The organism is Streptomyces sp. NPDC048612 (assembly GCF_043199295.1).
Classification (GTDB): Bacteria; Actinomycetota; Actinomycetes; order Streptomycetales; family Streptomycetaceae; genus Streptomyces.
Map to the genome: position 1 here is coordinate 320672 of NZ_JBICVV010000003.1, position 24205 is coordinate 344876.

Consider the following 24205-nt stretch of genomic DNA (forward strand, 5'->3'; position numbering starts at 1 on the left):
CGCGGTCAGCCCCCGGTCAGCTGGGCGGCCGCGGCGTCGACGGTCTGGGTGAGCAGGGTGGCGATGGTCATCGGGCCGACGCCGCCGGGGACCGGGGTGATCAGGGCGGCGCGGGTGCGTGCCGCCTCGAAGTCCACGTCCCCGACGTTGCCCGGGTTGGAACCGGCGTCCACGACCACGGCCCCGGCCTTGAGGTGTTCGGCGCCCAGGAACCGGGGCCGTCCGACGGCGGCGATCAGGACATCGGCCTCCCTGGTGACCGAGGCCAGATCGGTGGTGCGGGAGTGGCAGTAGGTGACGGTGGCGTCGCGGCCGAGCAGCAGCATCCCCACGGGCCTGCCGAGGATCGCGCTGCGGCCGACCACGACGGCACGCCTGCCCGCCAGGCCGACCTCGTAGTGATCCAGCAGCCGGAGGATGCCGCCGGGCGTGCAGGAGGCGAAGCCGTCCCGGCCGAAACTCATCGCGGCGAACGAGTGGCCGGTGACCCCGTCGACGTCCTTCTCGGGCGCGATCGCCTCGAACGCGGCGCGCTCGTCGATGTGCGGCCCGGCCGGGTGCTGGAGCAGGATGCCGTGCACGGCGGGGTCCTGCGACAGCGCGGTGAGGGTGTCGACCAGCTCCGCGGTCGTGGTGGCGGCGGGCAGCGCGACATGCCGGGAGAGGATTCCGGCCTGCGCACAGCGGTTGCGCTTCATCCGGACATAGGTCACCGAGGCGGGGTCGTCGCCCACGAGTACGGTCGCCAGACACGGGGCCGAGCCGGTCCGTCCGGTGAGTTCCGCCGCGCGCCGGGCGGCCTGGCCGACGAGGTCGCGGGCGAGGCCGCGGCCGTCCATGAGGCGGGCTTCGGGGGACATGGGCTGCTCCTGAGCGTCGCGGGAGATCGCCCAGGCGCGCGGCACGGACCATGGAGGGCCGAGCCGCTCCCCGGTGGTACTCCACCCAAGCGCCAGTCACGGCTCGGCGCCCACCCTATTCGACGCCGCACGGGCCGCCCAGGGGCACATCGGCCACGGCTGCCACCCGGCGGGCCGGGCCGCCGCGACGGCCCGGACGCCCCGGCGCCCGGCGGCACCCCGTCAGCCGCCCGCCCCTCCCTGGCCGGGTGCGGAAAGCGGCGGCTGGGGCGCGGCGGAGGCCTCCCACTGGCTGAGGATGCCGTCCCAGTCGTGCTGGGCGGCGGTGATGGCATTGGCGTCCCACATGGGCTGGGCCGGCGGCTGGTACTGCTGCTGTTCCTCGTAGCCCCGGTAGTCCTGGTACTCCTGGTACTCCTGCTGCGCGGCGTAGTTCTGGTACGGCTGCTGCTTCCAGGGCTCCTGCTCGTAGTGCTCCCGTGGGTACTGCGGCGGTCGCTCGCGCCAGACCGGCGGGGAGGCCTCCGGCTGGGGCGTGGGCGGGAGGTTGACCATCCGGCGGTGCCGTCCGGTGCGGTCCGACGAGCGGGCGTGCACCGTGCGGCTCTCGGCAGACAGCTGTTGTGCGCGGGCCACCAGGAGCCGTACGTCGAGGCCGAGTTCATGGGCCAGGGCGGTGAGGTCCACGCCGCTGTGCCAGCTGCTCATCAGGACGGCGTCGAGGGCCGGTGCCCAGGCCGGTTCGGTGGGCTGGGGGGCGGCCGCCGGGCCCGCCTGCGAGGGCGGCGCGGGAGCCGGGGCGGCCGGCTGCGGGGTGGCCTCCTGCGCGGGCTGCGGCGCGGAGGGTGGGGGCACGGGCTGTTGTGGCACGGGCTGCTCCGCGGGGGCCGGCTGCGGGGCGGCGGGCTGCTCGGAAGCGGGCTGGGAGAGCAGGCTCTTGGCGACCGCGCGGGCATCGTCCTTGCCCACCGTGCGCCGGGCCAGCCGCACTTCGCGTTCGTCCAGGCCGAGCAGGTCCGCCACCACCGCGTCGCTGCCCACGGTCACGGCGAAGGCGGCGAGGGTCCGCGAACGGCGCGCCTCGGCCTCGTCGAGGAGCCCCTGCGTACGGCGGACCTCGTCATCGCTGCTGCAAAACGCCTGTGCGAGTACCGCGTGGCGCTCCCACAACTCCCTCGGTTCCATGACTGCGACAACGGCCCGTCGTCCGGATTGGACTGGTTCCCGGCTATAGATCACTGCATAGGGTGATATTCGATGGAGAGGCGTCCCTGCCTGCCGGGCGGAAGTACGGCCGGCTGCGAAAGTACGCAGTGACCCCAGCGTCGAAGAATCGTTTCTACGGCCATGAGCGTCCCCTCTTCCGGCACCGTCGCAGGTCACGGACAGACGTCCCTCCCCCGCCCCGGGCAGATGCCACGGTGGATCACCGCGGAGGTCATCAGGCAGACACCGGTGTTCGCCGGGCTGGTGAAGCAGTGGACCGAGCGCGCCGCCACGGTGCCCGGGGTCGCCGACCCCGAGTGGCAGCGCCTGGTCTCCTACCGTGCGCTGATGGAGGAGACGGAGATCGCCCTCACGGCCCTGCGGCCGCACCGTGCGCCCGACGTCCTGCCCCCGAGGAAGCCGGTCGTCCCGGCGGCCCGCCCCGCCCGCCTCGACGCCTGAACCGGTCCGGAGAGGCCTGAACCGGCCGGCGCCCGGGGCCCTTCCGGCGCCCCGGGGCCGCGGCGCGCGCACACCGCCGCGGGAACCGCCCGGCCGGGCCGCCGGACACGCCGAGGTGCCCGGCGGCCCGGCCGGGCGCCGGTCAGTCAGCTCCTGGCCGCCGCCGGCCCGCGGCCGGCCGGGGTCACTTGGCGGCTTCCGCGGCCGTACGGCGCCGGGTCAGGACGAAGTGCGCGATGACACCGAACAGCAGTCCCCAGAAGGCCGATCCGATGCCGAAGAGGGTGACGCCGGAGGCGGTGGCGAGGAAGGTGATCAGGGCCGCCTCGCGGTCCTTCTCCTCCTTGACCGCGCCGGTCAGGCCGCCGGCCAGCGCGCCGAGCAGGGCCACTCCGGCGACCGCCGCCACCAGTTCCTTGGGCAGTCCGGCGAAGAGGACCACCAGCGTGGAGCCGAAGGCCCCGATGAGGAGGTAGAACGCGCCGCAGGAGACACCGGCCACATAGCGCCGCCGCGGGTCGCGGTGCGACTCGGGGCCGGTGCAGATGGCGGCAGTGATCGCCGCGAGGTTGATGGCGTGGGAGCCGAACGGGGCCAGCAGCGTGGACACCAGACCCGTGGAGCCGATCAGGAGGCGGTCCTTGGGCTCGTAACCGGACGCGCTGAGCACGGCCATGCCCGGCGCGTTCTGCGAGGCGAGCGTCGCCAGGATCATCGGCACCGCGATGCCGATGAGGGAGGCGACCGAGAACTCCGGGGTCGTCAGCACCGGCTTGGCCAGCTCGATCCGGTCCAGCTGGATGTGCAGCCGGGAGCCGGCCGCGCTGGCCACGACGCCCGCCGCCAGGGCGACCAGGACGGCGTACCGGGGCAGCCAGCGCTTGGCCAGGAGGTAGGCGAGCAGCACCGAACCGGCGATCAGCGGGGCGGTCTTGAGAGAGGTGAACACGCCGGTGCCGAAGGAGAAGAGGATGCCGGCGAGCATCGCGGAGACCACGGCGGTGGGCACCTGCCGCATCAGCCACCCGAACACCCCGGTCAGGCCGACCAGGGTGATCACGAGGCCGGTGACGATGAACGCGCCGATGGCCTCCGCGTAGGAGTACGCCCCGAGGCTGGTGACCAACAGGGCCGCGCCCGGGGTCGACCAAGCGGTGATCACCGGCATCTTGGTGCGCAGGCTCAGCCCGATGCAGGTGAGCCCGCTGCCGATGGAGATGGCCCACACCCAGGAGCTGGTCTGTGCGGTGTTCAGATGCCCGGCGGACGCGGCCGCGAGCACGATGACGAGCGGGCCCGAGTAGGAGACGACGACGGCGACGAAGCCCGCCAGTACCGCGGACAGCGAGGCGTCACGGAACAGCCCGGGCCGGGAGCCCGGCCCGGGTGCCGGGGACCCGGCCGCCGCGTCCGCCGGCTCCGGTGGCGCGGAGCCCGGCGGTGCGGCGTCGGGGTGGGGCGTGGGTGTCTTGGAACTCAACGGTCTTCCTTCACGGCCTTTTCCAGGGCCTGTTCGAGGTCGGCGACAAGGTCTGCGGGGCTCTCCAGACCTATGGACAGCCGCAGCATGTCCTTCGGCGAGGTACTACCCGGTCCTTCGAAGGTGTAGCGGTGTTCGACCAGACTCTCCACACCGCCCAACGAGGTGGCACGGATGAAGAGTTCGCAGTGGTTCGCGGTCCGCAGGGACTGCTGCCACTCACCGTCGACGTGCAGCGAGAGCATGCCGGAGAAGCCGCCCGTCATCTGCCGCGCGGCGACCTCGTGCCCCGGGTCGGTGGCGAGCCCCGGGTAGGCCACCCGCCGGATGCGGGGGTGCTCGGCGAAGTGCTCGGCCACCGCCATCGCGGTCTCCGAGATCTGGCGCATCCGCGGGAAGAGCGTCCGTATGCCGCGCATCAGGAGGTAGGTCTCCATGGGGCCGAGTATCGGGCCGGTCAGCCGGCGGTGCAGCCGCAGCCGCTCCCAGACCGCGTCCCGGGCCTCGCTGCTCCCGGATGCCTTGACGAGCAGTCCGGCCACGACATCGGTGTGGCCGTTGAGGTACTTGGTGCCGGAATGCATGATCAGGTCCGCGCCCAGCGCGAACGGCCGGGAGTGCACTGGGGTGGGGACGGTGTTGTCGACGCCGAACAGGGCACCGGCGCGGTGCGCGATCTCGGCGCACCCGGCGATGTCGGTCACCGTCCAGGTGGGGTTCGCCGGGGACTCCGCCCACACCAGCGCGGTCGGGGCGGCGTCCACCGCGGCCGCCACCGCGTCCAGGTCGTTCATGGGGGCCTGGACGACCTCCAGGCCGCGCTGCGGACCGAACTCCAGCAGCCACTTGGTGAGCCCGAAGTACATGGTCTGCGGGACCACGACCCGCGCACCGGCCGGCAGCACCTGGAAGACGGCGGTGGCGGCGGCCATACCGGACGAGAAGACCAGCGCGTCCGAGCCGCCCTCCAGGCCCGCCACCACCTGCTCGACCTGCTCGTACCCCGGAGTGCCCTGATCGCGCAGGTAGGCCAGGCCGGCCGGCGCCCGGTACTCGCCGTCACGCGCGAAGGTCGCGCCCAGGCTGATCGGCGGCGGCACGGCGCCGGTGGTCGGGCAGCGCCAGCCGTCGCCCTGCGCGGCGCGCGTCTCGGGCCGGTACTCCTGGGTCCAGGGGGTGAAGGTCTCGCTGTTGTTCATCGCTTCCTCGTCATCAGTTCCGGCAGGGCGGTGCTCAGGGCACGTTCGGCGTCCAGCAGCGCACGGGAGGGCGCGCCGGGTGAGGGCACATAGTGGTTGTAGTAGCTGGACCCCTCGGTGTGCGGCCCGAGGAAGAACAGCCGGGGCTGCGGGGTGCCCGTGCGGTCGATCCCCTGTCCCTCCCGGGTGACGTCGAGTCCGGGCACCGTCGCCCCGCGGTGCGCGAGGGTGCGGACCCGGCCGGCGCCGGCGAGGGTGCCGAGCAGCGTCCCGGGCGCCCGGTCCGCGGCGGGCTCGGCCACATGCGCTTGCACCACGTGGTCGACCTCGATCCGCAACGGCTCGGCCAGACAGGTGGATTCGAGCCGCCAGGGCCCCTGTCCGGCCGGTGCGACGACCTTCGGCTGGGGGCCGGGGCCGAGCCGGACGATCCCCGCGTCGATCAGCGAGAGCAGCTCCGCCGACCGGTCCAGCTGCGGGCCGATCACCAGCCGGTTCACCACCGAGGTGAACTCGCCGAAGAAGGCGGCCAGTGACGCGTCGTCGACGCCCGGCGGGTCGATGACCGCGCGCAGCACGTCACGGTGGTCGCGCGGCACCTCCAGGGCTTCCTTGAGCGGGCTCACCCCGAGGCCCTCGCGGGCCTCGGCCAGGTCGGCGGCGACCTCCGCGGTGAACCAGTCGCGGTAGTCGGCGTACTCCGTCCACCGCCGGTCCGTGAGGTTCGCGGACAGCATTCCGGGCACTGGGCTGCCGCCGAACCGGGCGCGCAGCTCGTCGAGCAGGACCGCATGGCCGACGCGGGCGCAGCGCCGGGCCATCTGCAGCCCCGCGTCGGTGGCGTCGCCCGTCTCCCGGCCCCACAGGACGCGGTAGTAGGCGAGTTCCATCTCCGCCTCGACCAGCGGCAGCACGTCGGCGGCGAAGTCGAGCCGCCGGCCGGGCCGTTGGGCGCGGAGTGCGTCGAGGTGCTCGGTGGTCAGTGCCAGCGGGGCGCAGCGCGTCCGGCCCGGGTGGAGGCGCGGGCGGCTGCGGGAGGGCATCCCGGAGCGGTTGCTGAGCACGATCAACGGCTCCCGCCCGCTGGGCAGATAGCGCAGCCCGTGCGCGTCGGCCGTGTGTCTGCCGCCGCGTCCGAGGGTGAGGGTGGCGATGACGTCCATCGCCGTGAGCCCCATGCCGAGGACGGCCACCCGCTCCCCCGGTCCGATGCTGTCGAGCGCCTGGGGTAACGGATAGGGGCGGGTGACGAGCCGGGGGTCGGGAGCGGGTTCCCCGGGCAGGTAGAGCGAGTGGTGGCCGACGGTGACGAACACCGCGTCGGCCTCGATCCGGGTGCCGTCGGCGAGGACGACCGTCTCGGTGCCCTCCGCCCCGGGGCAGATGTCGACGGCCGTCGTGCGGTGGTGCCGCAGGGTGAGGTTCCCGGGTGCCGCACCGGCGATCTCTCCGGCCGCCCAGGTGAGGTAGTCGCTCAGCAGCCTGCGCGGCAGGAAGTCGTTCGGCTGGATCTCCCGCCCCTCGCCCGCCCGCACGGTGTAGCCGTCGTCCGCCAGCCGCAGGTCCCGGCGCCGGCACCACTCATGGAGCGAGGGGCCGGATATCGGTACCGGTCCGTCCACCATCTGCACGTCGGCGAAGGCCGAGAGCTGGGCGCAGACGGTGTTGAGCAGCAGATGGTCGGGCTGGTCGGAGAGGTGGAAACCGGCGCCGAAGGGCTGCGGGTCGACGAGGTGGACGGTGAGCGGGGCGGGCTGCGCCAGGCAGTGCGCGACCAGGCGCTCGAAGACGCCCAGCCCCCGCGATCCGGCGCCGACGATCGCGACGGAGACAGGTCTGTGATTCACCACCGGCGCGTCTCCCCGAAGAAGTTGGGCACCTCGATGGTGGTGCCGTCCTTGCGCGCCTCACCCAGGACGAACGCCCCCACGGCGAGGTCGAGCACGCCCAGCCCGAACGGCGAGAAGATCACCGGCCGGTCCGGGGAGGGGGTGACATCCCCGTTCAGCACGCCCGCGAGGGTTCCGGTCACGAAGTCGCGGGAGCCGGACAGCTGCTCGGCGAGGTGGGGCGAGGTCTGGGCCTTCAGACAGTGCTCGACGTCGTCGAAGATGTTGTCCGCGCCCAGGACGACCTCGGGGGTGAGGTCGCGCAGCGAGATGTTGAGGACGAGCTGGCCGGGCTTGAACGGGGTGCTGACGTACGGCGCGAGAGCGGTCGTGGCGAACACGACGGTGTCGGCCTGCAGCGCGGCGTCGAGGTCGGCGGTGAAGTCCGCCGGGCGGTTCTGGGTGGTGCGCACATGCTCAGCCAGGGCCTGTCCGGACGTCTCGTCGAGGTCATGGACGAGATAGGAGTCCGGGGCGCAGCCCGCGACGTTCAGGTAGTCGCAGATGTTGCGGGCGATGACGCCGCCGCCCACGACGGCGATGCGGGTCCCCGTGTAGCCGTCCGGGCGGAGCGCGGTGGCGGCGACGGCCGCGGAGGCGGCGGTGCGCGCGGCGCTGATGTTGGCGGCTTCGAGGCAAGCGATCGGGTAGCCGGTCTCGTAGTCGTTCAGGAGCAGGACGGCCGAGGCGCGCGGGGCTCCGCGGCGGGTGTTGCCCGGGAAGCTGGCGATCCACTTGATGCCGGCGAGCTGGACGTCGGCGCCCAGGAAGGCCGGCAGCGCGATGATCCGGGAGTCCGGCTTCTCCGGGAAGCGGAGGAAGTAGCTGTCCGGGTTGACGGAGTCCCCGGACTCGTGCGCCCGATAGGCGCTGCTGACAATACCGAGCACGTCTTCCCGTTTGCCGTGCAGAACGTCACGGACCGTTTCCCCGGCCACGATCTCAAAATTGAACATCAATCATTCCCCCCACTCAGGCCGGTGCCTGAGATATCTTGTTGCCGACGGCCCGGGGCCAGCGCTCCGCCACCCAGGCGTCGTTGTAGACGGTGTCCAGATACCGGTCCCCGAAGTCGGGTGAAAGGGCCACCACGACACTTCCGTCCGGGATATCTTTTGCAGCGTCCTGCACGGCGCACAGCACCGTGCCGGACGAACCCCCCAGCAGCAGGCCGCGTTCCTCGGCCAGCGTGCGGCACATTTCCACGGCCGCCGACTCGGAAATGAGCACGACGTCATCGATATGCGCGGTGTCCAGTATTTCCGGCCGTCGGCTCGTCCCCAGGCCGGGAATGTGGCGGCGGGCCGCGGGCCCGCCGAAGGTCACGGAGCCCTCGGCGTCCACCGCGATGATCCGGGTGGCGGGACTGTGGCGGCGCAGGTACTCCGCGCAGCCCATCAGGGTGCCCGTCGTGCCGGCCCCGATGAAGGCGTAGTCGATGTGGCCGATCTCCTCCAGGAGCGCACGGCCCGTGCGGTCCCGGTGGGCCTGCGGCCCGGCCGGGTTGGCGTACTGGTTCAGCCAGAACAGGTCGGGGTCACGGCGCAGCCGCTCGCCGATGTAGTCGATACGCGACTGCAGATAGCCGCCGTGGACGTCCCTGACGTCGATGACCACCACTTCGGCGCCGAGCACCTCCATCAGTCGCCGCGACTGGACGGTGGAGTTGGGGTCCGTGACGCAGGTCAGCCGGTAGCCCTTTGCCGCGCACACCATCGCCAGGGCGACACCGAGGTTTCCCGACGTCGATTCGATCAGCCGGGTCCGCGGGAAGCAGCGCCCGGATTCCTCGGCCGCCTCGACGAGCGCGACAGCCGTTTTGAGTTTTACCGAACCGGCAGGGTTAAGGCCTTCCAATTTGAGGAAGACTGAACTGCCGGGAACTAATTGATCAAGCCGTATGAAGAGGTCGTCCAGCACGAGATCATAAACTTCTTCCGCTATCACCAGAATCCAAACCGTTGAAAATGGGCAGCGCAAGGCAAATGCGCTCGCCAAAGCGAAGAGCCCACGGGCTTGTTGGTCGGCGCACGGGTCAGGTGCGCTACGCAGAAGGGACACTTCCCCCGTCCCCCGGTGTCACAAATCCCCCATTCACGATGTGACAGCACAATCCTGCCATCAGGCATGGCCGATGACAACGATTATATGACTACCAAAAACGTTGAATCATGAAACTGCCGCTCGTTTCCGGCCCGCCACAGCACTCCTGACATCACGTTATTCCTGGTGAAACGGGCGGACGCGAGGATTCCGCGGTACGCCAGGACATGCGATGGGCCCGGGAGTGTCGCCCGGGCCCACCACGCGCTGTCCGACGGGTACTAGAGGAGGCCGAGCAGGCCGAGGTTGAGCAGGCCGTTCCTGCCCAGGCCGTAGCGGTCACGGTCGTATCCGTCGCGGTCGCCGTCACGCCCGTAGCCGTCACGCCCGTAGCCGTCACGGTCGTAGCCGCTGTCGCGGCCGAAGCCGTCGCGGCGGTCGCGGCGGTCGCGGCCGAAGCCGTCATAGCCGTCGTGGCCGCGGTGGCCGATGCGGCCGTGGTCACGGTGGTGCTGAAGGTTGCCGTGGTGGCCCTTCTCGCAGCGGTGCGAGGCGCACTTGGCGTCCTGGGAACCGGTGGGGGGCGCGGTCGCGGCGGTGGCGGCTGCCGTCGGCACCACCAGGGCAGCCGCGGTCAGGCCGGCCACTGCGAGGCCGCGAGGGATCGAACGGAGCATGTTTCCACCTTCACTCGACTCTGCAGAAAAGGAATATTTCCTGCAAAGACGACGATAGGCGGGCATATGTCCACCGACTTGCGACCCGCCGCAGAGTCACTGGAACGCAGCACGCAGGGCAATGGCCCCTCCCGCGGCCCGGCCGTTACTCCGGAATCCCCTCGCTTTCCCCGTCGGCCGCCCCCTCCTTCGGCAGGCTCTCCAGCAGATGGCCCAGGGCGCCCGCGACGAGCGCGCAGACCGTGTCGGGGTCGGCGCTCGCCAGCGGCTCCTTGGCGACGACCACTCGCATCAAGCCAATTCCCAGCAGCCAGGACAGCGCCAGATCGGCACGCAGACCTCCGGTTTCGGACTCGGACAGGGTGGCCAGAACGTCCGCGTACTCCTCCCCCAGCCCCCGCAGCGCCTCCGCTATCTCATCGCTGCCGCCGATAGAACGCAGGCACACCTCCAGCGAGCGGTCGGCGCTCTCCCCACCCTCGTTCAGCATGCCGCGCAGCGCGACCTCGAACAGCCGCTCGGCGGGGGTGGTGCGCAGCTGCTCGTGGCCGCCCCGCGCCATGACCTCGCCGAACAGGGCCTTCTTCGAACCGAAGTAGCGGAACAGCAGGGCCTGGTTGGCCCCGGCCCGGGACGCGATGTCGCGCACCGTGGCCCGTTCGTAGCCGCGCTCGGCGAACAGCTCCGATGCGGCGTCGAGCAACCGCAGCCGGGTGCCCTGGGCGTCCCTTCGGGACGCGTTCGCCGTGCCGCCTCGCGGGGTCTCCGCCATCGCCACGCTCCTCTCCGTTGGCCCGTCACCATGACGGCCACAATGCGTCGTTGACCGCCTCCAGAGGGCGGCTTACCGTGATGTAAGCAGGTGCTTACACAAGGGAGGTCGCCTTGACCACAGCCGACACAGCACCCCTCTCCTACCCCTTCAATGTTCCCGAGAGCCTTGAGCTCGCCGAAGAGTACGCACACGCCCGCAACCGCCCGGGGCTACTGAAGGTCCGGATGGCCTACGGAGAGCCGGCCTGGCTCGTGACCCGGTACGCCGAGGCCCGGCTCGTCCTCGGTGATCCGCGCTTCAGCCGCGCCGAGGGGGCGCGGCACGACGAGCCCCGGGCGTCCGAAGGGCGCCGGGACAGCGGCATCCTGGGCATGGACCCGCCCGATCACACCCGGTTGCGGACGCTGGTGGCCAAGGCCTTCACCGTCCGCCAGGTCGAGAAGCTCCGGCCGCAGGTCAAGCAGCTGGCGAACGAGCTGCTGGACGAACTCGCGGCGGCCGGGCCGCCCGCCGACCTGGTGGACCGCTACGCCCTGCCCATCCCCGTCGCCGTGATCTGCCGGATGCTCGGGGTGCCGGCCGAGGACCGGCCGCGGTTCCGGGTGTGGAGCGACGCCGCATTGTCGACGAGTTCCCTGACCGCGGCGGAGTTCGACGCCAACATGGAGGAACTACGCGCCTATATGCGGCAGTTGATCGATGAGCACCGGAGCGCCCCGCGGGACGATCTGATGACGGCGCTGATCGATGCCCGGGATGTCGGCGACCGGCTGTCCGAACTCGAACTGGTGGACCTGTGCGTGGGGATTCTGGTCGCCGGGCACGAGACCACCGCCACCCAGATCCCCAACTTCGTGCTGGCGCTGCTGGACCACCCGGGCCAGCTGGCCCTGCTGCGCGAGCGGCCGGAGCTGATCGGCGGCGCGGTCGAGGAGTTGCTGCGATTCGTCCCGCTGGGCAGTGGCGCGAGCCAGCCCCGCTATGCGACGGAGGACGTCGAGGTCGGCGGGACGCTGGTGCGGGCCGGGACCCCGGTCCTGGTGGCGGTGGGTGCCGCCAACCGCGACGCGCTGCGCTTCGACGCGCCGGGAACGCTGGACATCTCCCGGACCGCGAACCAGCACCTCGGGTTCGGTCACGGCGTGCACCACTGTCTCGGCGCGCCGCTGGCCCGCCTGGAGCTGCAGGAGGCGATCGGCGCCCTGCTCACCCGCTTCCCCGACCTGCGGCTGGCCGGTGACGTGGACTGGAAGAGCGAGATGCTGGTGCGCGGGCCGCGGGTCATGCCGGTGGGGTGGTGAGCCGATGACCTGGCAGGTGGAGATCGATCCGCAGCAGTGCATCGCCTCGGGGTCCTGCGCTGCCATCGCCGCGGACCTGTTCGTCGTGGACGGGGCGCACGCCCGCCCGCTGAAGGACCGCATCGAGGAGGACGAACGCGCCCTGGACGCCGCCGATGTCTGCCCCGCCATGGCCATCACCGTCCGCGACGGTGCGGAGGTCGTCGGACCCCGGCCGTAGGTTCCGGCGGACCCGACGGGGCGTGGCGCCTGCCACGCCCCGTTCGCGTATCCGCCCTGGTCGTTCCCGAACTTCGGTATGCGTCACGGGAGTTCGGCGGTCTGCGCGCGTCTGTCCAGCGCGGCCCCCTGGGTGCTCACCCTCGGTACACGAAGTGCAAGATCACTTCGTGTACGCTACCGCCCGGTAACGACCCAATTATTCCCAGGGGGATCTCATGCGTCGACGTCTTTCCGCACTCGTCGTGACGGCGGCCGTGGCCGGAGGCGTGCTGTGCGCGGCGCTGCCGGCGCAGGCCGCCACCACGACCGCTGCCCGGACCGGCGTGGCGGCCGGGGGCGCCATCCACGTCAACATCGAGGAGATGCGTAAGCAGTCCACCAACCTGAAGGCCAAGGCCGACCGGCTGGACCGGGCGGGCAAGCACGCCGAGGCCAAGCGCGTCCGTGCGCAGGCCTACGCGCTGGACAGGAAGATCAAGGCGTACCTCGACGCCGATGAGAACATGTCCTGACGCCAGGTCAGCTGCACACCGTCGCCCGCCCCGGAGCCATCGGGGGCGGGCGACGCCGCTGTGTACGGACGGCCGGCCCGGCGGGCGGGGACGGCCGGGTCCGCCCGGACCGTCGTCCAGGGCTCGCCTACGGCACGGGAAACGGCAGGTCGGGCCCCTCTCGTCGCACCGTGCGGCCGGGGTGCGACGATGACCCTGTCATGGATGCGGGGCAGGTTCTCAGGGGACTGCGTGCCGCGGTGTTCGCGGTGGTCTGCGTGCTGCTCGCTGCGCTGGGCCACGTGGCCATGTCGGATGCCGTGATACCGGGCTGGATGCTGCTCGGCGCCGGGGCGGTCACCGCGGCCGGCGCCTGGTGCTGTGCGGGCCGTGAACGAGGCCCGCTGCTGGTGGGGTTGCTGACCGTCGGCACCCAGGCCGCCCTGCACACCGCCTTCTCCTTCGGCCAGGCGTTCACCGGTTCCGGTGGCGGCGGGCGCTCGCTCGTGCGCCGGTGGGCGGACAGCTGGCTGTGCGGCTCCCCGGGGGCGGAGTCCACCGGCCGGGACCACGCCGAACTGCTGCGGCTGATGCATCAGCAGATGGCGGCCATGCCCTCGACGGGGCACGGGGACCACATGCCGGGCATGGACCACATGGGCGGGACGGCCTCCTCCGCCGCTCAGATGCCGGGGATGCACGGCAGCGCCACCGGCATGCTCGCGGCCCACCTGCTGGTCGCCCTGCTCGGCGCCGGGTGGCTGTGGGGCGGCGAGCGGGCCGCCTTCCGGCTCGTACGGAGCGTGTCGGCCTGGCTGTTCGCGCCCCTCGTGCTGGTGCTGCGGATCGTGCTGCCCGAGGCGCGGCCCGCCGTGCGCACCGCCCGGCAGGAGCCGCGGCAGGCGGTACGGCACCTGTTGCTGGCGCATACGAGGTCGTTGCGGGGTCCTCCGCGGGAACCGGCTGTCGTCTGACAGCGCGGTCGAATTCCCGAGCCGGTGGACGGACGGGCGCCGAGCGCCCGGAGTCCCGGCTCCGACTTCACCGGTCCCCGCCGGAGCGCAGGGACCGGATCATGCGAAGGACTCCAGATGATGAATCCTGTCCGGATACCGGTGGCAGTGCTGCCCGTATCCGATTCCGCACCGGCCGACGGGGGCGGTCGCCCACAGGCCGCCGGGTCAGCCGGCCCGCTTGCCGCCGGTGTCGGCCGTGCCGGGAGCGACCGGGCCCGGCAGCGCGGCGGCCGACCGCAGCCGGGCGAGCAGCGCGTCGGCGGCCGCCCGGTCGTCCTCGGGCGGCGCGGTGGCCTGGTCAAGGCCGGCGGTCAGGGCGTGTGCCTGCGCGTGCCACCGCCGGCAGTCCTGGCAGCCGGCGAGATGGCCGTCGAGCCGGCGGGCGGTGAGTCCGGGGGGCAGTTCCTCGCCGTCGAGGCGGGCGGAGAGTGCCGTGCGGATGCGCGAGCAGAGCATGTGTCCATCCTCCCCGAAGCCGCACGGTGCGGCGAGGGGCGGTCGCGGGATGCGGGATGACGAGGCGGTGACGGGCTGGGCGCTGGCCGCCCGGACCGGTGACGAGCGGGCCGTGGAACAGTTCGTCCGGGCCACCCAGCTCGATGTGCGGCGCTATGTGACGCATCTGAGCGGTGATCCGCAGGCGGCCGACGACCTGGTGCAGGACACCTACGTCAGGGCGCTGCGCAGCCTGCCGCGGTTCGAGGGCCGGTCCTCGGCGCGGACCTGGCTGCTGACCATCGCCCGGCGGGTGGTGGCGGACCGTGTCCGGTCCCTCGCGGCCCGGCCCCGGCTGGCGGCGACGGACGACTGGCAGACGGCAGCGGAACGGGTGCAGCCGCGTGGCGTGCCCGGGTTCGACGAGGGCGTCGCGCTGGCCGAACTGCTGGCGGCACTGGCCCCGGAGCGGCGGGAGGCGTTCGTCCTCACCCAGCTGCTGGGGCTGCCGTACGCGGCGGCGGCCGGGGTGGTGGGCTGTCCCATCGGGACCGTGCGCTCCCGTGTCGCGCGCGCCCGGGAGACGCTGGTCGCGCTGCTGACGGACGCCGAGCACACCGGACCGGCCGACGGGTCGCGGATCTACGCGGAGGCCGTGGCCTGACGGTCCGCGCGCCGGCCGGAGCGGCGGGCCCATGGGCGGGCGGGTGCCCGGTCCATGGGCCCGCCGTGGCGCCGGCCGCGTCACTCGGCACCGGGGCGTACCGCCCGGGCCCGTACGGTCTGCGGCGGGCTGTGGCGGAAGTGCAGGGTGAAGGTGAGCCGGTCGCCGGGCGCGAGCCGGGGCGGCGGGCTCACCATCACGTCCAGGGTGGCCGGCGTCATGGTGAGGGCGGCACCGGCCGGGACGGTGGCGGTGCGGACCATCGCCATGCTGCGGGCGTTGTCGCCGATGTCGACGGTGCGGCTGAGCATCGCGCGATGACCGGCCGGACCGGTGACGCCGGTCAGGACGTCGTCCGCGCCACCGGAGTTGCGGATGGTGAAGAACGCGGCGGTGGCCTCGGAGCCGCCGGCGATCAGCACCCGGCCCTCGGGGACGCTCAGCGCCGCGGGGGTTCCCGCGTTACCGGTGGCGGTCCAGAGAGTGAGGGCGCCGAGGGTCACCAGGCAGGTGAGCAGCGGTACGGCGACGGCAGGGACGGACGGTCGGGTCATCGGGTCTCCCCCTGTGCGGCCGGCCTGGCGTGGGCGGAGCCGCGGGCGGCGGGACGGGTGCCGCCCGGCTGCCAGACGCGCAGCCGGAGGCTGTTGCCCACGACGAACAGTGAGCTGGCGGACATGGCGGCCGCCGCCACCATCGGGCTGAGCAGACCGACGGCGGCGAGCGGCACGGTGACGAGGTTGTAGCCGAAGGCCCAGACGAGGTTGCCGCGGATGGTGCCCAGGGTGCGCCGGGCCAGGCGTACGGCGTCGGCGATGCCCTGGAGGTCCTCGCGTACCAGGGTCACGTCGGCCGCGCCGATGGCGGCGTCGGTGCCGCTGCCCATGGCGATCCCGAGGTCGGCGAGCGCGAGGGCCGCGGCGTCGTTGACCCCGTCGCCGACGACGGCGACCCGGCAGCCCTGTTCCTTGAGCGTGGTGACGAGGGCGGCCTTGTCCTCGGGGCGGGCCTCGGCATGGATCTCGGTGATGGCGAGATGGCCGGCCACCGCGCGGGCGGTGGCGGCGCGGTCGCCGGTGGCCAGCACCGGTCGCAGTCCCAGGCGGCGCAGGTGGTCGACGGCGCGGTAGCTGTCGGGGCGGAGCGCGTCGCCGACCGCGAGGACGGCCTCCGGGGTGCCGTCGACGGTGACCAGGACGGCGGTGTGACCGGCCGTCTCCGCGGTGTGCACCGCGTCCGGCAGCGGGGCGGGCAGTCCGGTGAGGTCGCCGGGCCGGGTGACCTCCACGCGGCGGCCGTCCGCGGTGCCGCGTACGCCGTACCCCGGGGTGGCGCTGAAGTCCGCGACGGGCGGCAGCGGTTGATCCGGCTGCCGTTCCCCGGCGTGGGCGGTGACCGCGCGCGCCAGCGGATGCTCGGAGCCCTGCTCGACGGTGGCGGCCAGCCGCAGTACCGCAGCGGCGTCGAGGCCGCCGGTGCGGGGGGTGAGGGCGGTGACGCTCATCCGGCCGGTGGTGAGGGTGCCGGTCTTGTCGAGGACCACGGTGTCGATGCGGCGCAGTCGCTCCAGCGCCTCCGGCCCGCGGACCAGGATGCCCAGCTGGGCGCCGCGGCCGGTGGCGGCCAGCAGCGCGGTCGGGGTGGCCAGCCCGAGGGCGCAGGGGCAGGCGACGACGAGGACGGCCACCGCGGCGGTGACGGCGGCCTGCGGCTCGGCTCCGGCACCGAGCCAGAAGCCCAGCACGCTGACGGCGACGGTCAGTACGGCGGGCACGAAGACGGCCGCCACCGCGTCGGCGAGCCGCTGGACCTTGGTCTTGCCGGTCTGGGCGTCCTCGACGAGCCGGGTGATCCGGGCGAGTTGGGTGTCGGCACCGACCGCGTCGGCCCGTACCTCCAGCAGACCACCGGAGTTGACCGCGCCGCCGACCACCGCCGTGCCCGGACCGGCCTCGACGGGGCGGCTCTCGCCGCTGATCAGGGACAGGTCCAGGGCGGAACTGCCGTCGACCACGGTGCCGTCGGTGGCGACCCGTTCGCCGGGCCGGACCAGGAAGTGGTCACCGACCCGCAGCCGGTCCACCGCGATGCGCCGCTCACCGCCGGCCGTGCGTACGACGACGTCCTTGGCGGCGAGTTCGGCCAGGGCGCGGAGGGCGGCGCCGGTGCCGCGCCGGGCCCTGGCCTCCATCCGCCGTCCGGCCAGCACGAACAGCGGTACACCGACGGCGGCTTCGAGGTAGAGGTGGGCGGTCCCGTCCCCGGCGGCCGGCAGCAGGCTGAACGCCATCGTCATCCCGGGCGCCCCGGCCCCGCCGAGGAACAGCGCATAAGCGGACCAGAGGAAGGAGGCGGCGACGCCGAGGGAGACCAGGGTGTCCATGGTCGCCGCGCCGTGCCGCAGCCCGCGCAGGGCACGGGCGTGGAAGGGGGCGGCGCCCCAGACCGCGACGGGTGCGGCGAGCACGAAGCACAGCCACTGCCAGTCGCGGAACTGCCAGCCGGGCACCATCGACAGGACCAGGACGGGCAGCGAGAGCAGAGTGGTCACCAGCAGCCGGTGCCGCTCGGCGCGGGTGCCGTCGTCGGGGGAGCCCTGGGCGTCCGGGGCGTCCTGACGGCCGGTGGGTGACGCCTGGTCCGCCGAGTCCGGCTGCGGAGCGGGGGCGGGGAGCCGTGCGGTGAACCCGGCCGCCTCGACGGTGGCGATGAGGTCGGTGACGGGAACCGCCGCGGGGTGGCTGACCGCGGCCCGGCCGGTGGCGAGGTTCACCGTGGCCGTGACGCCTTCCAGCCGGCCGAGTTTCCGCTCGACCCGGCCCACACAGGCGGCGCAGGTCATCCCGCCGATCGTCAGGGTGGTGCTGCGGTCCGGTTCGGCGGCGAGGGCCGGTGACGGGGTGCCGGTCCGGGGCTCGGGCGTCATCGCGGTGCTCCCGCCGGCAGCGGGCGGGGAGCCGCGGCGCCCATGTCATGCATGCCGCCCATGTCCCCGTGATCGGCGGGCGGGGACTCTCCCGTACGGGTGCCGTCGGCCGGGCGCAGCCCGGGGGCCACCGGCCCGGCGGCGGTCCCGGCCGCGTACGACAGCATGCCGAGCACCACCAGCAGCGCGAGGAAACCGAGGACCGACCGGGCGGGCAGCAGCCGTGAGAAAGCCTGGCGAAGAGGGGGCCGACTGCGGTCGGCCGAAGAGCTGGACATCGCGTCATGGTGGCAGCCGGCGAGGGTGCCGGGCGGCCGATTCGGCGCGTGTGCGCACGTGAGGTTTGTCCCGTTCCGCCGCCGGAACTCACCGGCCGCCGGGCCCGACTAACTGGGTTTGCGCGGGTCCGCCGCACCCGCGCACTCCCCCGCCGCCGAAATCACCTCCCCCGCCGGGAACTCGGCGCGCCCGCGGCCCGACCACTCCAACGCCGCGCCACCCGGGCGCGGTTCGTCACCCCACCCCCCACCGTTGAGGAGACACCGTGTCCCCGTCGTCCGAACCCGTCGAGCTGTACGGGCCGGAGTACGAACGCGATCCCTATCCGCTGTACGCCGCACTGCGCGAACGCGGCCCGGTCCACCGGGTCCGCTTCCCCAGCGGGGAGTGCGCCTGGCTCGTCACCGGCTACGAGGCCGCGCACCGGACGCTCACCGATCCGCGGCTGGGCAAGCACCACTCGCGGGGCGACGCGGCCTGGCGGGCCCGCGCCTCGCTCATGCCCGAGCCACAGCACTCGCCGCTCCAGGTGCACCTGCTCCACCAGGACCCGCCGCGGCACACCGCGCTGCGCCGGCTGCTCACCGACGCCTTCGCACCGCAGCGCGTCGAGGCGCTGCGCCCCCGCTTCCAGCAGATGGCCGAGGCCCTGCTCGACGGGCTCCCCGAGAGCGGCGAGGCCGACCTGGTGGAGGCCTTCGCCGCCCGCTTCCCCTTTCAGGTGCTCGCCGAAGTCATCGGGCTGCCCGCGGAGTTCGCGGACCGCTTCGACCGGGACTGGGGCAAGGTCGTCCAGCCCGTGGGGCCCGGGGACCCGGGCCGGCCGGCGTACGAGGCACGGCTGCGCGGGCTGGAGCAGTACATCGCCGGCCTGGTCCGCCACAAGCGCGCCGAGGGCGGCGGGGACCTGCTCGCCCGGCTGGTGGCGGCCCGCGACGCGGACCGGCTCGGCCAGGAGGAACTCGACTCCATGGTCTTCCAACTGCTGGTCGCGGGGCAGGAACCGGTCACCCACCAGATCACCACGGCGCTGCTCACCCTGCTGCGGCACCCCGCGCACCTCGCGGAGCTGGCCGCCCGGCCGGAGCTGCTGCCCGGTGCGGTCGAGGAGCTCCTCCGGTATGACAGCGCGTTCGAGCTGACGACCTGGCGGTTCCTCGCCGAGGACGCCGAACTGCACGGCACCCGGGTCCCGGCGGGCGACGCCGTTCTCGTGTCGCTGAGCGCGGCCCACCGCGACGGCCGGCAGTTCCCCGACGCGGACGGCCTGCACTTCGACCGCACCCCCAACCCGCATCTCGCCTTCGGCCACGGCATCCACTCCTGTCCGGGCGCCACACTCACCCGTATCGAACTCCAGGTCGCCGTGGGCACCCTGCTGAGACGGCTGGCCGGTCTGCGGCTGACCGTTCCGGACCCGGAGCTGGAGTGGACCCCGGCGGTGCGGGCCCGCGGCGTCGGCCGACTGCCGGTGGCCTACGGCGGCTGCCCGTACACGGGTGCCGGTGCGAACGGGCCGGATGCCGCGTGCTGACCAGCCCGGCGCCGCCGCATCCGGCGGCGTCCTCCGACGACCCGGCCCACTGCGCCGAGGTGCTCGCCACGCTCCTGCCCTACCGGCGCACCCTGGACACCGACACCGTCCACGGTGACACCCCCGAGGCCTTCCCCGCCCACCTGCGCCGGCTCGCCGCGCCGGTGGCGGCGGACGAGCCGATCGTGTTCACCCTGCCGGGCTTCCCCTGCAAGTCGCCCAACCCGGCCAAGGTGCTCGGCCACCTCCCCGACGAGGGCGAACGGCTGGCACTGCGCTTCCTGGACGCGCTCTGCGCCCGGATCGCGGTCCACCACCCGCCCGGGGCACGGGTGGTGATCTGCTCGGACGGACATGTCTTCAGCGACCTCATCCAGGTACCCGACCGCGACATCGACGCCTACGCCGACGCGCTGCGCGCACTGATCCACGACGAGGGCCTGACCCGGCTCGACGTCTTCGACCTGCGGGACGTCTACGGGCGGCACCTGTCGCACGACGCCAAGCGGACCCTGGTCCACGAGCGCTACGCCCCGGACCTGGACACCCTGCGGTCGCTGACCCGCAGCGACGAGCCCACCCGGCGGCTGTACCAGGGCATCACCCGTTTCCTCTTCGAGGACTCCGTCGCCTTCACGGGAACCCGTTCCGCGTTACAGCGCAGCTGCCGCCGGCGCGCCTACGGGGTGATGCAGCGCAGCCGCGCCTGGGGCGAGCTGATCGCCGCGCACCATCCGGGAGCGTTCCGGCTGTCCATCCATCCGCAGCCGCGGGGCTCGGAGAAATTCGGCATCCGGCTGCTGGAGACGCCCGATGTGTGGCTGACGCCCTGGCACTCCTGCGTGCTCGAACACGCCGACGGGCGGCGGGAGTTGCTGCACCGGGCGGAGGCCGAGCGGCACGGCCGGCTGGTGTACCGCCGGGGACGGCCGAGCCACTTCGTGGCCGGGTGAGGGGGCGGGGCGGGCGTCACCCGCCGGCGGCAGCGACCGCATCGCCGCCCTGCTCGACCCGGTCGCCGGCCGCCCCGAACTGTTGTTCAGGGCAGGGCGGGCCCGTGCCACAACGGATGGTTGTGGCCGCGGGCGTCCCGGTTGTTTGCCCGGCGGGCGTGCTGCTGGCTTGGATGGCTCCGGCCGGGGCGGTGGCGCGCGGGCGGGAGCGAGGGACGGGGTGGGCATGGGGGCGAGGCGGTCGCTGGGGCGGCGGTTCGGGTGGCTGTGGGCGGCGTACGGGGTCAGTGCCCTCGGTACCCGGCTCGCCTTCGACGCGTTCCCCCTGATCGCGGTCCTGGTGCTGCACGCCGGACCGACGGAGGTATCGCTGCTGGCCGCCGCGGGACTGGCGGCCGGGGCGGTGGTGGCGGTGCCGCTCGGGCCATGGGTGGAGTTCCGCCCCAAGCGGCCGGTGATGATCGCGATGGACCTGGTGCGCTGCACGGCGCTGCTGACCGTGCCCGCGGCGTACGCCCTCGGTCTGCTCGGCTTCGTCCAGCTGCTGGTCGTGTCGGTCGTGGTCGCCGCGGCGGACATCACCTTCAACGCGGCGGCCGGCGCCTGCCTGAAGGCGCTCGTCCGGCCGGCCGACCTGCTCGCCGCGAACGCCCGGTTCGAGTCCACGACATGGACCACCACCGTGCTGGGACCGCCGCTCGGCGGGGCCGCGACCGGGCTGTTCGGTCCGGTGCCGACCGTGCTGGCCGACGCGGTCAGCTATCTGCTCTCGGCGGCCGGGCTCCGCGCGATCGGCGGCGGCGAACCGCGGCCGGTGCGCACCGACGCGCACCGGCTCGGGGCCGCGGACGTGCTCGAAGGGTGGCGCCACCTCCTGGCCCATCCGTCGCTGCGCCCGCTGTTCTTCAACACGGTGCTGGTCAACGGACTGATCATGGCGACCCAGCCGCTGCTCACCGTCCTCCTGCTCGGCCGGCTCGGGTTCGCCCCCTGGCAGTACGGTCTCGCCTTCGCGGTGCCCTGCCTCGGCGGCCTGATCGGCTCCCGGCTGTCCGGCCCGCTCGTCGCGCGGTTCGGTCAGCGCACGGTCCTGTTCACCACCGGAGTGCTGCGGGTGTGCTGGCTGCCCGGTCTGGCCTTCGTCCCGCCCGGTACCGGCGGGCTGGTGCTCGTCATGGCCGTCGAGCTGGGGCTGATCACCTGCATGGGAGTGTTCACCCCGGTGTTCGCCGCCTACCGGCTCGCCCACACGCCGCCGGACCGGGTCGTCCGCACGCTGTCCGCGTGGTCGGTCACCGGCAAGGCCACGGTCGCGGCGCTGACCGCCCTGTGGGGCCTGCTGGCCGGGCTCTTCGGACTCCGCGCCGCGATCGCACTCGCCGGTCTCCTCAGCCTGGCGACCCCGCTCCTGCTCCCCCGGCACGGCCACGCGCCGCGGCACGAACCGGAAGTGGCCGGGAGCGGCGGCTGACGGGACCGCGGCGCTCACGCGCCACCGCGTCGCGCCGCGCGCCCCGAACAGACGGTGGTGGGGGGGGGGGGGGGCCCGGGGGGGGCGCGCCCCCCCCCCCCCCCGCGGGGGCGGGGGGGGGGGGGGGGGGGGGGGGGGGCCCGCCCGCCCCCCCCCCCCCCCCCGCGCCCGCCCCCCCCCGCCCGGGGGGGGGGGGGGGGGCGCGCCCCGCCGGCGCCCCCCCCCCCCCCACCACCGGGAAGGGCGGCAGTTGCGAGGTGCGAAAGGTGAGCGGCCCCCTGCGCAACATGCTCGCCGGTCGTTTCCGCGGCATCGCCCTGGTGAGCATCCTTCAACCAATCCCGCGTTGTCAACAATCGTTTAATTCCGGAGCCTTGGCGCCGACGCCCCAACCCCTCCTCCCCGTCTCTTGACACAATTGTTGTGCCATACATGGCGTACGGTGCTGACAACCCGTTAACCTCGAAGCGGCTGCGCGTATGCCGCCGTCCCGTCTGTCCACCGACCAGGAGACCTCCCATCGCCATGGATGCCTCGGACATGCACCCGGCGGATGGTCTTCGAGCCGTCGTCAGGGCGATCGACGATCTCCTCCGGGACCTGGACCTCGGACGCGACGTCATCGACATCGACCACCTCTCGCACCGGACGGGCCTCACGGTGCCCCGCGTACAGGCGCTGCTCGATCACGCCGGGGAGGAGTCCGAGAACGTGCAGGACTCCTTCCAGGACCGCCTCGTCTTCCTGCGCGAGACCCGCCGCAAGCCCGACGGGAAGATGTACACCCTCGACGAGATCGGCGCGGGGGCCGGGATCTCCCACGGCCAGGTCGGCTATCTGCTGAACGGCAAGCGGAAGAGCCCCGGGCTGGACGTCACCCGGAAGCTGGAGAAGTTCTTCGAGGTCGAGCCGGGGTTCTTCACCGCCACCGAGCGCCAGGCGCTGTACCGCGCCCTCCAGTCGACGCACGAGCAGCTGACCCATCTCGCGCTGCTGCGGGGCAAGGGCATCAACCGGCTGGCGATGCGCAGCGACACCTGCGGCGACAGCCGGATCGACCGGGAGCTGCGGGACGCGCTGTCCGAGGCCCTGAGCCGCCCGGAGGGCGAGGACCCCGAGGTGCGGGAGCTCACCGACCGGATGCGCTCCCTGCCCTCCAAGAGCAGACGGCGGGTCTTCCCCCTGATCCAGGGGCTGTTGGGACTGGCCCGGCCCGAGAGCGAGGAGCGCCCGTCCCCCGGCCGCCGCGGCTGAACGGGACCAGAGGACGCCGGCCCGCCGGGTCCACCCGCCGCATCAGGCCTTCTCGGCTGCCTCCGGGGCGGCGCCGTCGACGGCCGCCCCTCTGTCACGCCCCCGACGCGCCGCCGCGTATTCGCGGGCGAGCACCCGCAGCGCCGCCGCCACCTGTGGCCGGGCGGAGTCGTCGAGCAGCCCGGTCCCCTTCCGGGCCGCCGCGCGCAGCGTGAGGCCCTGGATGGTGACGAGTGCGCGGACGAACGGCCGGTTGCGGGCGGGCACCAGCTCCACGAGCCCGTACGACGCCGACAGGCCCGAACGGATCTGCCGGGCCTGGTCAACGAGCAGCGCACGGAAGCCCTCGACGGCGGCGCGGTCCTTGCCGGCCAGGCCGGTGCGGGTCAGGCCGTGGCGGGCGAGGAGTTCCTCGGTGAGGCCGAGGCGTCCGGCGGCCAGGTCCTCGGCCAGGTCGTTGAGGAAGTCCAGTCGCTGACTCGCCTCGATGAAGGTGCGGCAGCCGGCGACGTACGGCGCGGTGGGTGCGCCGTCCACCAGCAGGCAGGCGATGAGCAGGAAGGCGGGCAGCGAGTAGCCGTCGATGTAGTGCTGGAAGTCGTGCTCGGTGGCGAAGCCCGTCGTCCGCACCTCCAGCGGCGCCCCGGCGAGGAAGTCCTCGACGTACTGCCGCAGTTGGGGCCGCCGGGAGAGCGTGTCGAGGAGCGTGCGCAGTACGGGCTCCTCGGCTTCGCCGCTCTTGAGGGCGGCGTGCACCCGGCTCTCCCAGTCGGCGAGCGCGGCGACGCGTTCCCCGGCCGGTCCCTGGTCGATGAGGTTGTCGCTGTGGTGCATGAACGCGGTCGCCGCGAGGACGTCGGGCACCAGCGGCGCGGGCAGGAGCAGACGCACGGCCGTGTACTCGGCGCGGGCGTAGCGCGCCACCAGCTGACGCTGTGCGGTGTAGTCACGGCGCAGCGCGGGGTCGGTGATGCCCGCCCGGTCCAGCGTCTTCGGCCACGAGGCCATCGTCAGCTCCCTTTCCTAGAGTGCCGTTTCACCTTAGGTGATCGCACCGAGGAGCCGGTC

24 protein-coding genes and 1 riboswitch are annotated in these 24205 nt (G+C 73.2%); of the genes, 10 read left to right on the forward strand and 14 right to left on the reverse strand.

The window, feature by feature from the left end:
- Window positions 1-5: 5 nt before the first annotated feature.
- Both ACGFN2_RS07450 and ACGFN2_RS07455 read right to left on the reverse strand, forming a co-directional pair.
- A complete protein-coding gene (locus ACGFN2_RS07450) occupies window positions 6-860 on the reverse strand; it encodes a tetrahydrofolate dehydrogenase/cyclohydrolase catalytic domain-containing protein (RefSeq protein ID WP_362612737.1) in 855 nt (284 codons plus the stop codon).
- A 21-nt stretch (window positions 861-881) separates the two neighbouring features.
- A riboswitch (ZMP/ZTP riboswitch) is annotated at window positions 882-970 on the reverse strand.
- Window positions 971-1082: 112 nt separating this feature from the next.
- Window positions 1083-2045 (reverse strand): hypothetical protein, encoded by a 963-nt coding sequence (locus tag ACGFN2_RS07455; protein ID WP_393358264.1) that lies wholly within the window; start codon window positions 2043-2045, stop codon window positions 1083-1085.
- A 162-nt stretch (window positions 2046-2207) separates the two neighbouring features.
- On the opposite strand from ACGFN2_RS07455, the gene ACGFN2_RS07460 reads away from it, so the two are divergent.
- Window positions 2208-2528 carry a hypothetical protein gene (locus ACGFN2_RS07460; RefSeq protein WP_393358266.1) on the forward strand — a complete coding sequence of 107 codons (321 nt, stop codon included), beginning with the start codon at window positions 2208-2210 and terminating at the stop codon, window positions 2526-2528.
- 184 nt (window positions 2529-2712) lie between these two features.
- Here ACGFN2_RS07460 and ACGFN2_RS07465 read toward each other — a convergent pair whose 3' ends face one another.
- The 7 genes from ACGFN2_RS07465 to ACGFN2_RS07495 form a co-directional block, all read right to left on the reverse strand.
- Entirely contained in the window at window positions 2713-4008 is a 1296-nt protein-coding gene (locus ACGFN2_RS07465; protein ID WP_362612730.1) for a benzoate/H(+) symporter BenE family transporter, read from the reverse strand.
- Window positions 4005-5207 (reverse strand): trans-sulfuration enzyme family protein, encoded by a 1203-nt coding sequence (locus tag ACGFN2_RS07470; RefSeq protein WP_393358268.1) that lies wholly within the window; start codon window positions 5205-5207, stop codon window positions 4005-4007. Before ACGFN2_RS07470 ends, ACGFN2_RS07465 begins: the two co-directional genes overlap by 4 nt.
- Window positions 5204-7054: an FAD/NAD(P)-binding protein gene (locus ACGFN2_RS07475; protein ID WP_393358270.1), complete on the reverse strand. Its 1851-nt coding sequence runs from the start codon at window positions 7052-7054 to the stop codon at window positions 5204-5206. The genes ACGFN2_RS07470 and ACGFN2_RS07475 overlap by 4 nt, the downstream gene beginning before the upstream one ends.
- Window positions 7051-8052: a 2,3-diaminopropionate biosynthesis protein SbnB gene (sbnB, locus tag ACGFN2_RS07480; RefSeq protein WP_393358272.1), complete on the reverse strand. Its 1002-nt coding sequence runs from the start codon at window positions 8050-8052 to the stop codon at window positions 7051-7053. The genes ACGFN2_RS07475 and sbnB overlap by 4 nt, the downstream gene beginning before the upstream one ends.
- Before the next feature lie 16 nt (window positions 8053-8068).
- Window positions 8069-9016 (reverse strand): 2,3-diaminopropionate biosynthesis protein SbnA, encoded by a 948-nt coding sequence (gene sbnA, locus ACGFN2_RS07485; RefSeq protein WP_362612745.1) that lies wholly within the window; start codon window positions 9014-9016, stop codon window positions 8069-8071.
- Window positions 9017-9420: 404 nt separating this feature from the next.
- Window positions 9421-9816 (reverse strand): hypothetical protein, encoded by a 396-nt coding sequence (locus ACGFN2_RS07490; RefSeq protein ID WP_393358274.1) that lies wholly within the window; start codon window positions 9814-9816, stop codon window positions 9421-9423.
- A gap of 145 nt (window positions 9817-9961) precedes the next feature.
- Window positions 9962-10588 (reverse strand): TetR family transcriptional regulator, encoded by a 627-nt coding sequence (locus ACGFN2_RS07495; RefSeq protein ID WP_362612717.1) that lies wholly within the window; start codon window positions 10586-10588, stop codon window positions 9962-9964.
- Window positions 10589-10701: 113 nt separating this feature from the next.
- Here ACGFN2_RS07495 and ACGFN2_RS07500 point away from each other — a divergent pair, with 113 nt between their 5' ends.
- The 4 genes from ACGFN2_RS07500 to ACGFN2_RS07515 all read left to right on the forward strand — a co-directional run bounded on the left by ACGFN2_RS07500 (window position 10702) and on the right by ACGFN2_RS07515 (window position 13579).
- The gene (locus ACGFN2_RS07500; protein ID WP_362612714.1) at window positions 10702-11892 is read left to right on the forward strand and encodes a cytochrome P450; all 1191 of its coding nucleotides are present in this window, start codon (window positions 10702-10704) and stop codon (window positions 11890-11892) included.
- Window positions 11893-11896: 4 nt separating this feature from the next.
- Complete coding sequence (locus ACGFN2_RS07505; RefSeq protein ID WP_362612711.1) at window positions 11897-12112, forward strand: ferredoxin; 216 nt, start codon at window positions 11897-11899, stop codon at window positions 12110-12112.
- 217 nt (window positions 12113-12329) lie between these two features.
- The gene (locus ACGFN2_RS07510) at window positions 12330-12626 is read left to right on the forward strand and encodes a hypothetical protein (RefSeq protein WP_393358277.1); all 297 of its coding nucleotides are present in this window, start codon (window positions 12330-12332) and stop codon (window positions 12624-12626) included.
- A 200-nt stretch (window positions 12627-12826) separates the two neighbouring features.
- Window positions 12827-13579: a PE-PGRS family protein gene (locus tag ACGFN2_RS07515; protein ID WP_362612705.1), complete on the forward strand. Its 753-nt coding sequence runs from the start codon at window positions 12827-12829 to the stop codon at window positions 13577-13579.
- Between the two features lie 207 nt (window positions 13580-13786).
- On the opposite strand, the gene ACGFN2_RS07520 is transcribed toward ACGFN2_RS07515, so the two are convergent.
- Window positions 13787-14077, reverse strand: coding sequence for a zf-HC2 domain-containing protein (locus tag ACGFN2_RS07520; protein WP_393358279.1), 291 nt, complete (start codon window positions 14075-14077; stop codon window positions 13787-13789).
- Between the two features lie 49 nt (window positions 14078-14126).
- Between ACGFN2_RS07520 and ACGFN2_RS07525 the strand changes: the two genes are divergently transcribed.
- Complete coding sequence (locus tag ACGFN2_RS07525; protein ID WP_393358281.1) at window positions 14127-14720, forward strand: sigma-70 family RNA polymerase sigma factor; 594 nt, start codon at window positions 14127-14129, stop codon at window positions 14718-14720.
- Between the two features lie 80 nt (window positions 14721-14800).
- Here ACGFN2_RS07525 and ACGFN2_RS07530 read toward each other — a convergent pair whose 3' ends face one another.
- Genes ACGFN2_RS07530 through ACGFN2_RS07540 form a run of 3 tightly spaced genes read right to left on the reverse strand, consistent with a single transcriptional unit; the run spans window position 14801 to window position 17924 of the window.
- Window positions 14801-15274 (reverse strand): copper chaperone PCu(A)C, encoded by a 474-nt coding sequence (locus ACGFN2_RS07530; RefSeq protein WP_393358283.1) that lies wholly within the window; start codon window positions 15272-15274, stop codon window positions 14801-14803.
- Window positions 15271-17646: a heavy metal translocating P-type ATPase gene (locus ACGFN2_RS07535; RefSeq protein WP_393358285.1), complete on the reverse strand. Its 2376-nt coding sequence runs from the start codon at window positions 17644-17646 to the stop codon at window positions 15271-15273. Before ACGFN2_RS07535 ends, ACGFN2_RS07530 begins: the two co-directional genes overlap by 4 nt.
- Entirely contained in the window at window positions 17643-17924 is a 282-nt protein-coding gene (locus tag ACGFN2_RS07540; protein WP_362612694.1) for a hypothetical protein, read from the reverse strand. Before ACGFN2_RS07540 ends, ACGFN2_RS07535 begins: the two co-directional genes overlap by 4 nt.
- Window positions 17925-18190: 266 nt before the next feature.
- On the opposite strand from ACGFN2_RS07540, the gene ACGFN2_RS07545 reads away from it, so the two are divergent.
- From ACGFN2_RS07545 to ACGFN2_RS07560, 4 genes are all read left to right on the forward strand, one after another.
- On the forward strand, window positions 18191-19459 hold the full coding sequence (locus ACGFN2_RS07545; RefSeq protein WP_393358287.1) for a cytochrome P450: 1269 nt from the start codon (window positions 18191-18193) through the stop codon (window positions 19457-19459).
- Entirely contained in the window at window positions 19456-20412 is a 957-nt protein-coding gene (locus ACGFN2_RS07550; RefSeq protein WP_393358576.1) for an L-tyrosine/L-tryptophan isonitrile synthase family protein, read from the forward strand. Before ACGFN2_RS07545 ends, ACGFN2_RS07550 begins: the two co-directional genes overlap by 4 nt.
- A gap of 226 nt (window positions 20413-20638) precedes the next feature.
- Complete coding sequence (locus tag ACGFN2_RS07555; protein WP_393358289.1) at window positions 20639-21883, forward strand: MFS transporter; 1245 nt, start codon at window positions 20639-20641, stop codon at window positions 21881-21883.
- Window positions 21884-22408: 525 nt separating this feature from the next.
- Entirely contained in the window at window positions 22409-23137 is a 729-nt protein-coding gene (locus ACGFN2_RS07560; protein WP_362611410.1) for a helix-turn-helix transcriptional regulator, read from the forward strand.
- Window positions 23138-23179: 42 nt separating this feature from the next.
- Here ACGFN2_RS07560 and ACGFN2_RS07565 read toward each other — a convergent pair whose 3' ends face one another.
- Window positions 23180-24145 carry a phytoene/squalene synthase family protein gene (locus ACGFN2_RS07565; protein WP_393358291.1) on the reverse strand — a complete coding sequence of 322 codons (966 nt, stop codon included), beginning with the start codon at window positions 24143-24145 and terminating at the stop codon, window positions 23180-23182.
- Window positions 24146-24205 lie beyond the last annotated feature (60 nt).

Excerpts from the sequence above, each read along its gene's own strand:
- ACGFN2_RS07505 (WP_362612711.1), top strand. The coding sequence starts at position 11,897 with ATGACCTGGCAGGTGGAGATCGATCCGCAGCAGTGCATCGCCTCGGGG.
- ACGFN2_RS07515 (WP_362612705.1), top strand. The coding sequence starts at position 12,827 with ATGGATGCGGGGCAGGTTCTCAGGGGACTGCGTGCCGCGGTGTTCGCG.
- ACGFN2_RS07565 (WP_393358291.1), bottom strand. The coding sequence starts at position 24,145 with ATGGCCTCGTGGCCGAAGACGCTGGACCGGGCGGGCATCACCGACCCC.
- ACGFN2_RS07520 (WP_393358279.1), bottom strand. The coding sequence starts at position 14,077 with ATGCTCTGCTCGCGCATCCGCACGGCACTCTCCGCCCGCCTCGACGGC.
- ACGFN2_RS07525 (WP_393358281.1), top strand. The coding sequence starts at position 14,127 with ATGCGGGATGACGAGGCGGTGACGGGCTGGGCGCTGGCCGCCCGGACC.
- ACGFN2_RS07555 (WP_393358289.1), top strand. The coding sequence starts at position 20,639 with ATGGGGGCGAGGCGGTCGCTGGGGCGGCGGTTCGGGTGGCTGTGGGCG.
- ACGFN2_RS07540 (WP_362612694.1), bottom strand. The coding sequence starts at position 17,924 with ATGTCCAGCTCTTCGGCCGACCGCAGTCGGCCCCCTCTTCGCCAGGCT.
- ACGFN2_RS07455 (WP_393358264.1), bottom strand. The coding sequence starts at position 2,045 with ATGGAACCGAGGGAGTTGTGGGAGCGCCACGCGGTACTCGCACAGGCG.
- ACGFN2_RS07510 (WP_393358277.1), top strand. The coding sequence starts at position 12,330 with ATGCGTCGACGTCTTTCCGCACTCGTCGTGACGGCGGCCGTGGCCGGA.
- sbnB (WP_393358272.1), bottom strand. The coding sequence starts at position 8,052 with ATGTTCAATTTTGAGATCGTGGCCGGGGAAACGGTCCGTGACGTTCTG.
- ACGFN2_RS07490 (WP_393358274.1), bottom strand. The coding sequence starts at position 9,816 with ATGCTCCGTTCGATCCCTCGCGGCCTCGCAGTGGCCGGCCTGACCGCG.
- ACGFN2_RS07530 (WP_393358283.1), bottom strand. The coding sequence starts at position 15,274 with ATGACCCGACCGTCCGTCCCTGCCGTCGCCGTACCGCTGCTCACCTGC.
- ACGFN2_RS07450 (WP_362612737.1), bottom strand. The coding sequence starts at position 860 with ATGTCCCCCGAAGCCCGCCTCATGGACGGCCGCGGCCTCGCCCGCGAC.
- ACGFN2_RS07470 (WP_393358268.1), bottom strand. The coding sequence starts at position 5,207 with ATGAACAACAGCGAGACCTTCACCCCCTGGACCCAGGAGTACCGGCCC.
- ACGFN2_RS07460 (WP_393358266.1), top strand. The coding sequence starts at position 2,208 with ATGAGCGTCCCCTCTTCCGGCACCGTCGCAGGTCACGGACAGACGTCC.
- ACGFN2_RS07495 (WP_362612717.1), bottom strand. The coding sequence starts at position 10,588 with ATGGCGGAGACCCCGCGAGGCGGCACGGCGAACGCGTCCCGAAGGGAC.
- ACGFN2_RS07560 (WP_362611410.1), top strand. The coding sequence starts at position 22,409 with ATGGATGCCTCGGACATGCACCCGGCGGATGGTCTTCGAGCCGTCGTC.
- ACGFN2_RS07535 (WP_393358285.1), bottom strand. The coding sequence starts at position 17,646 with ATGACGCCCGAGCCCCGGACCGGCACCCCGTCACCGGCCCTCGCCGCC.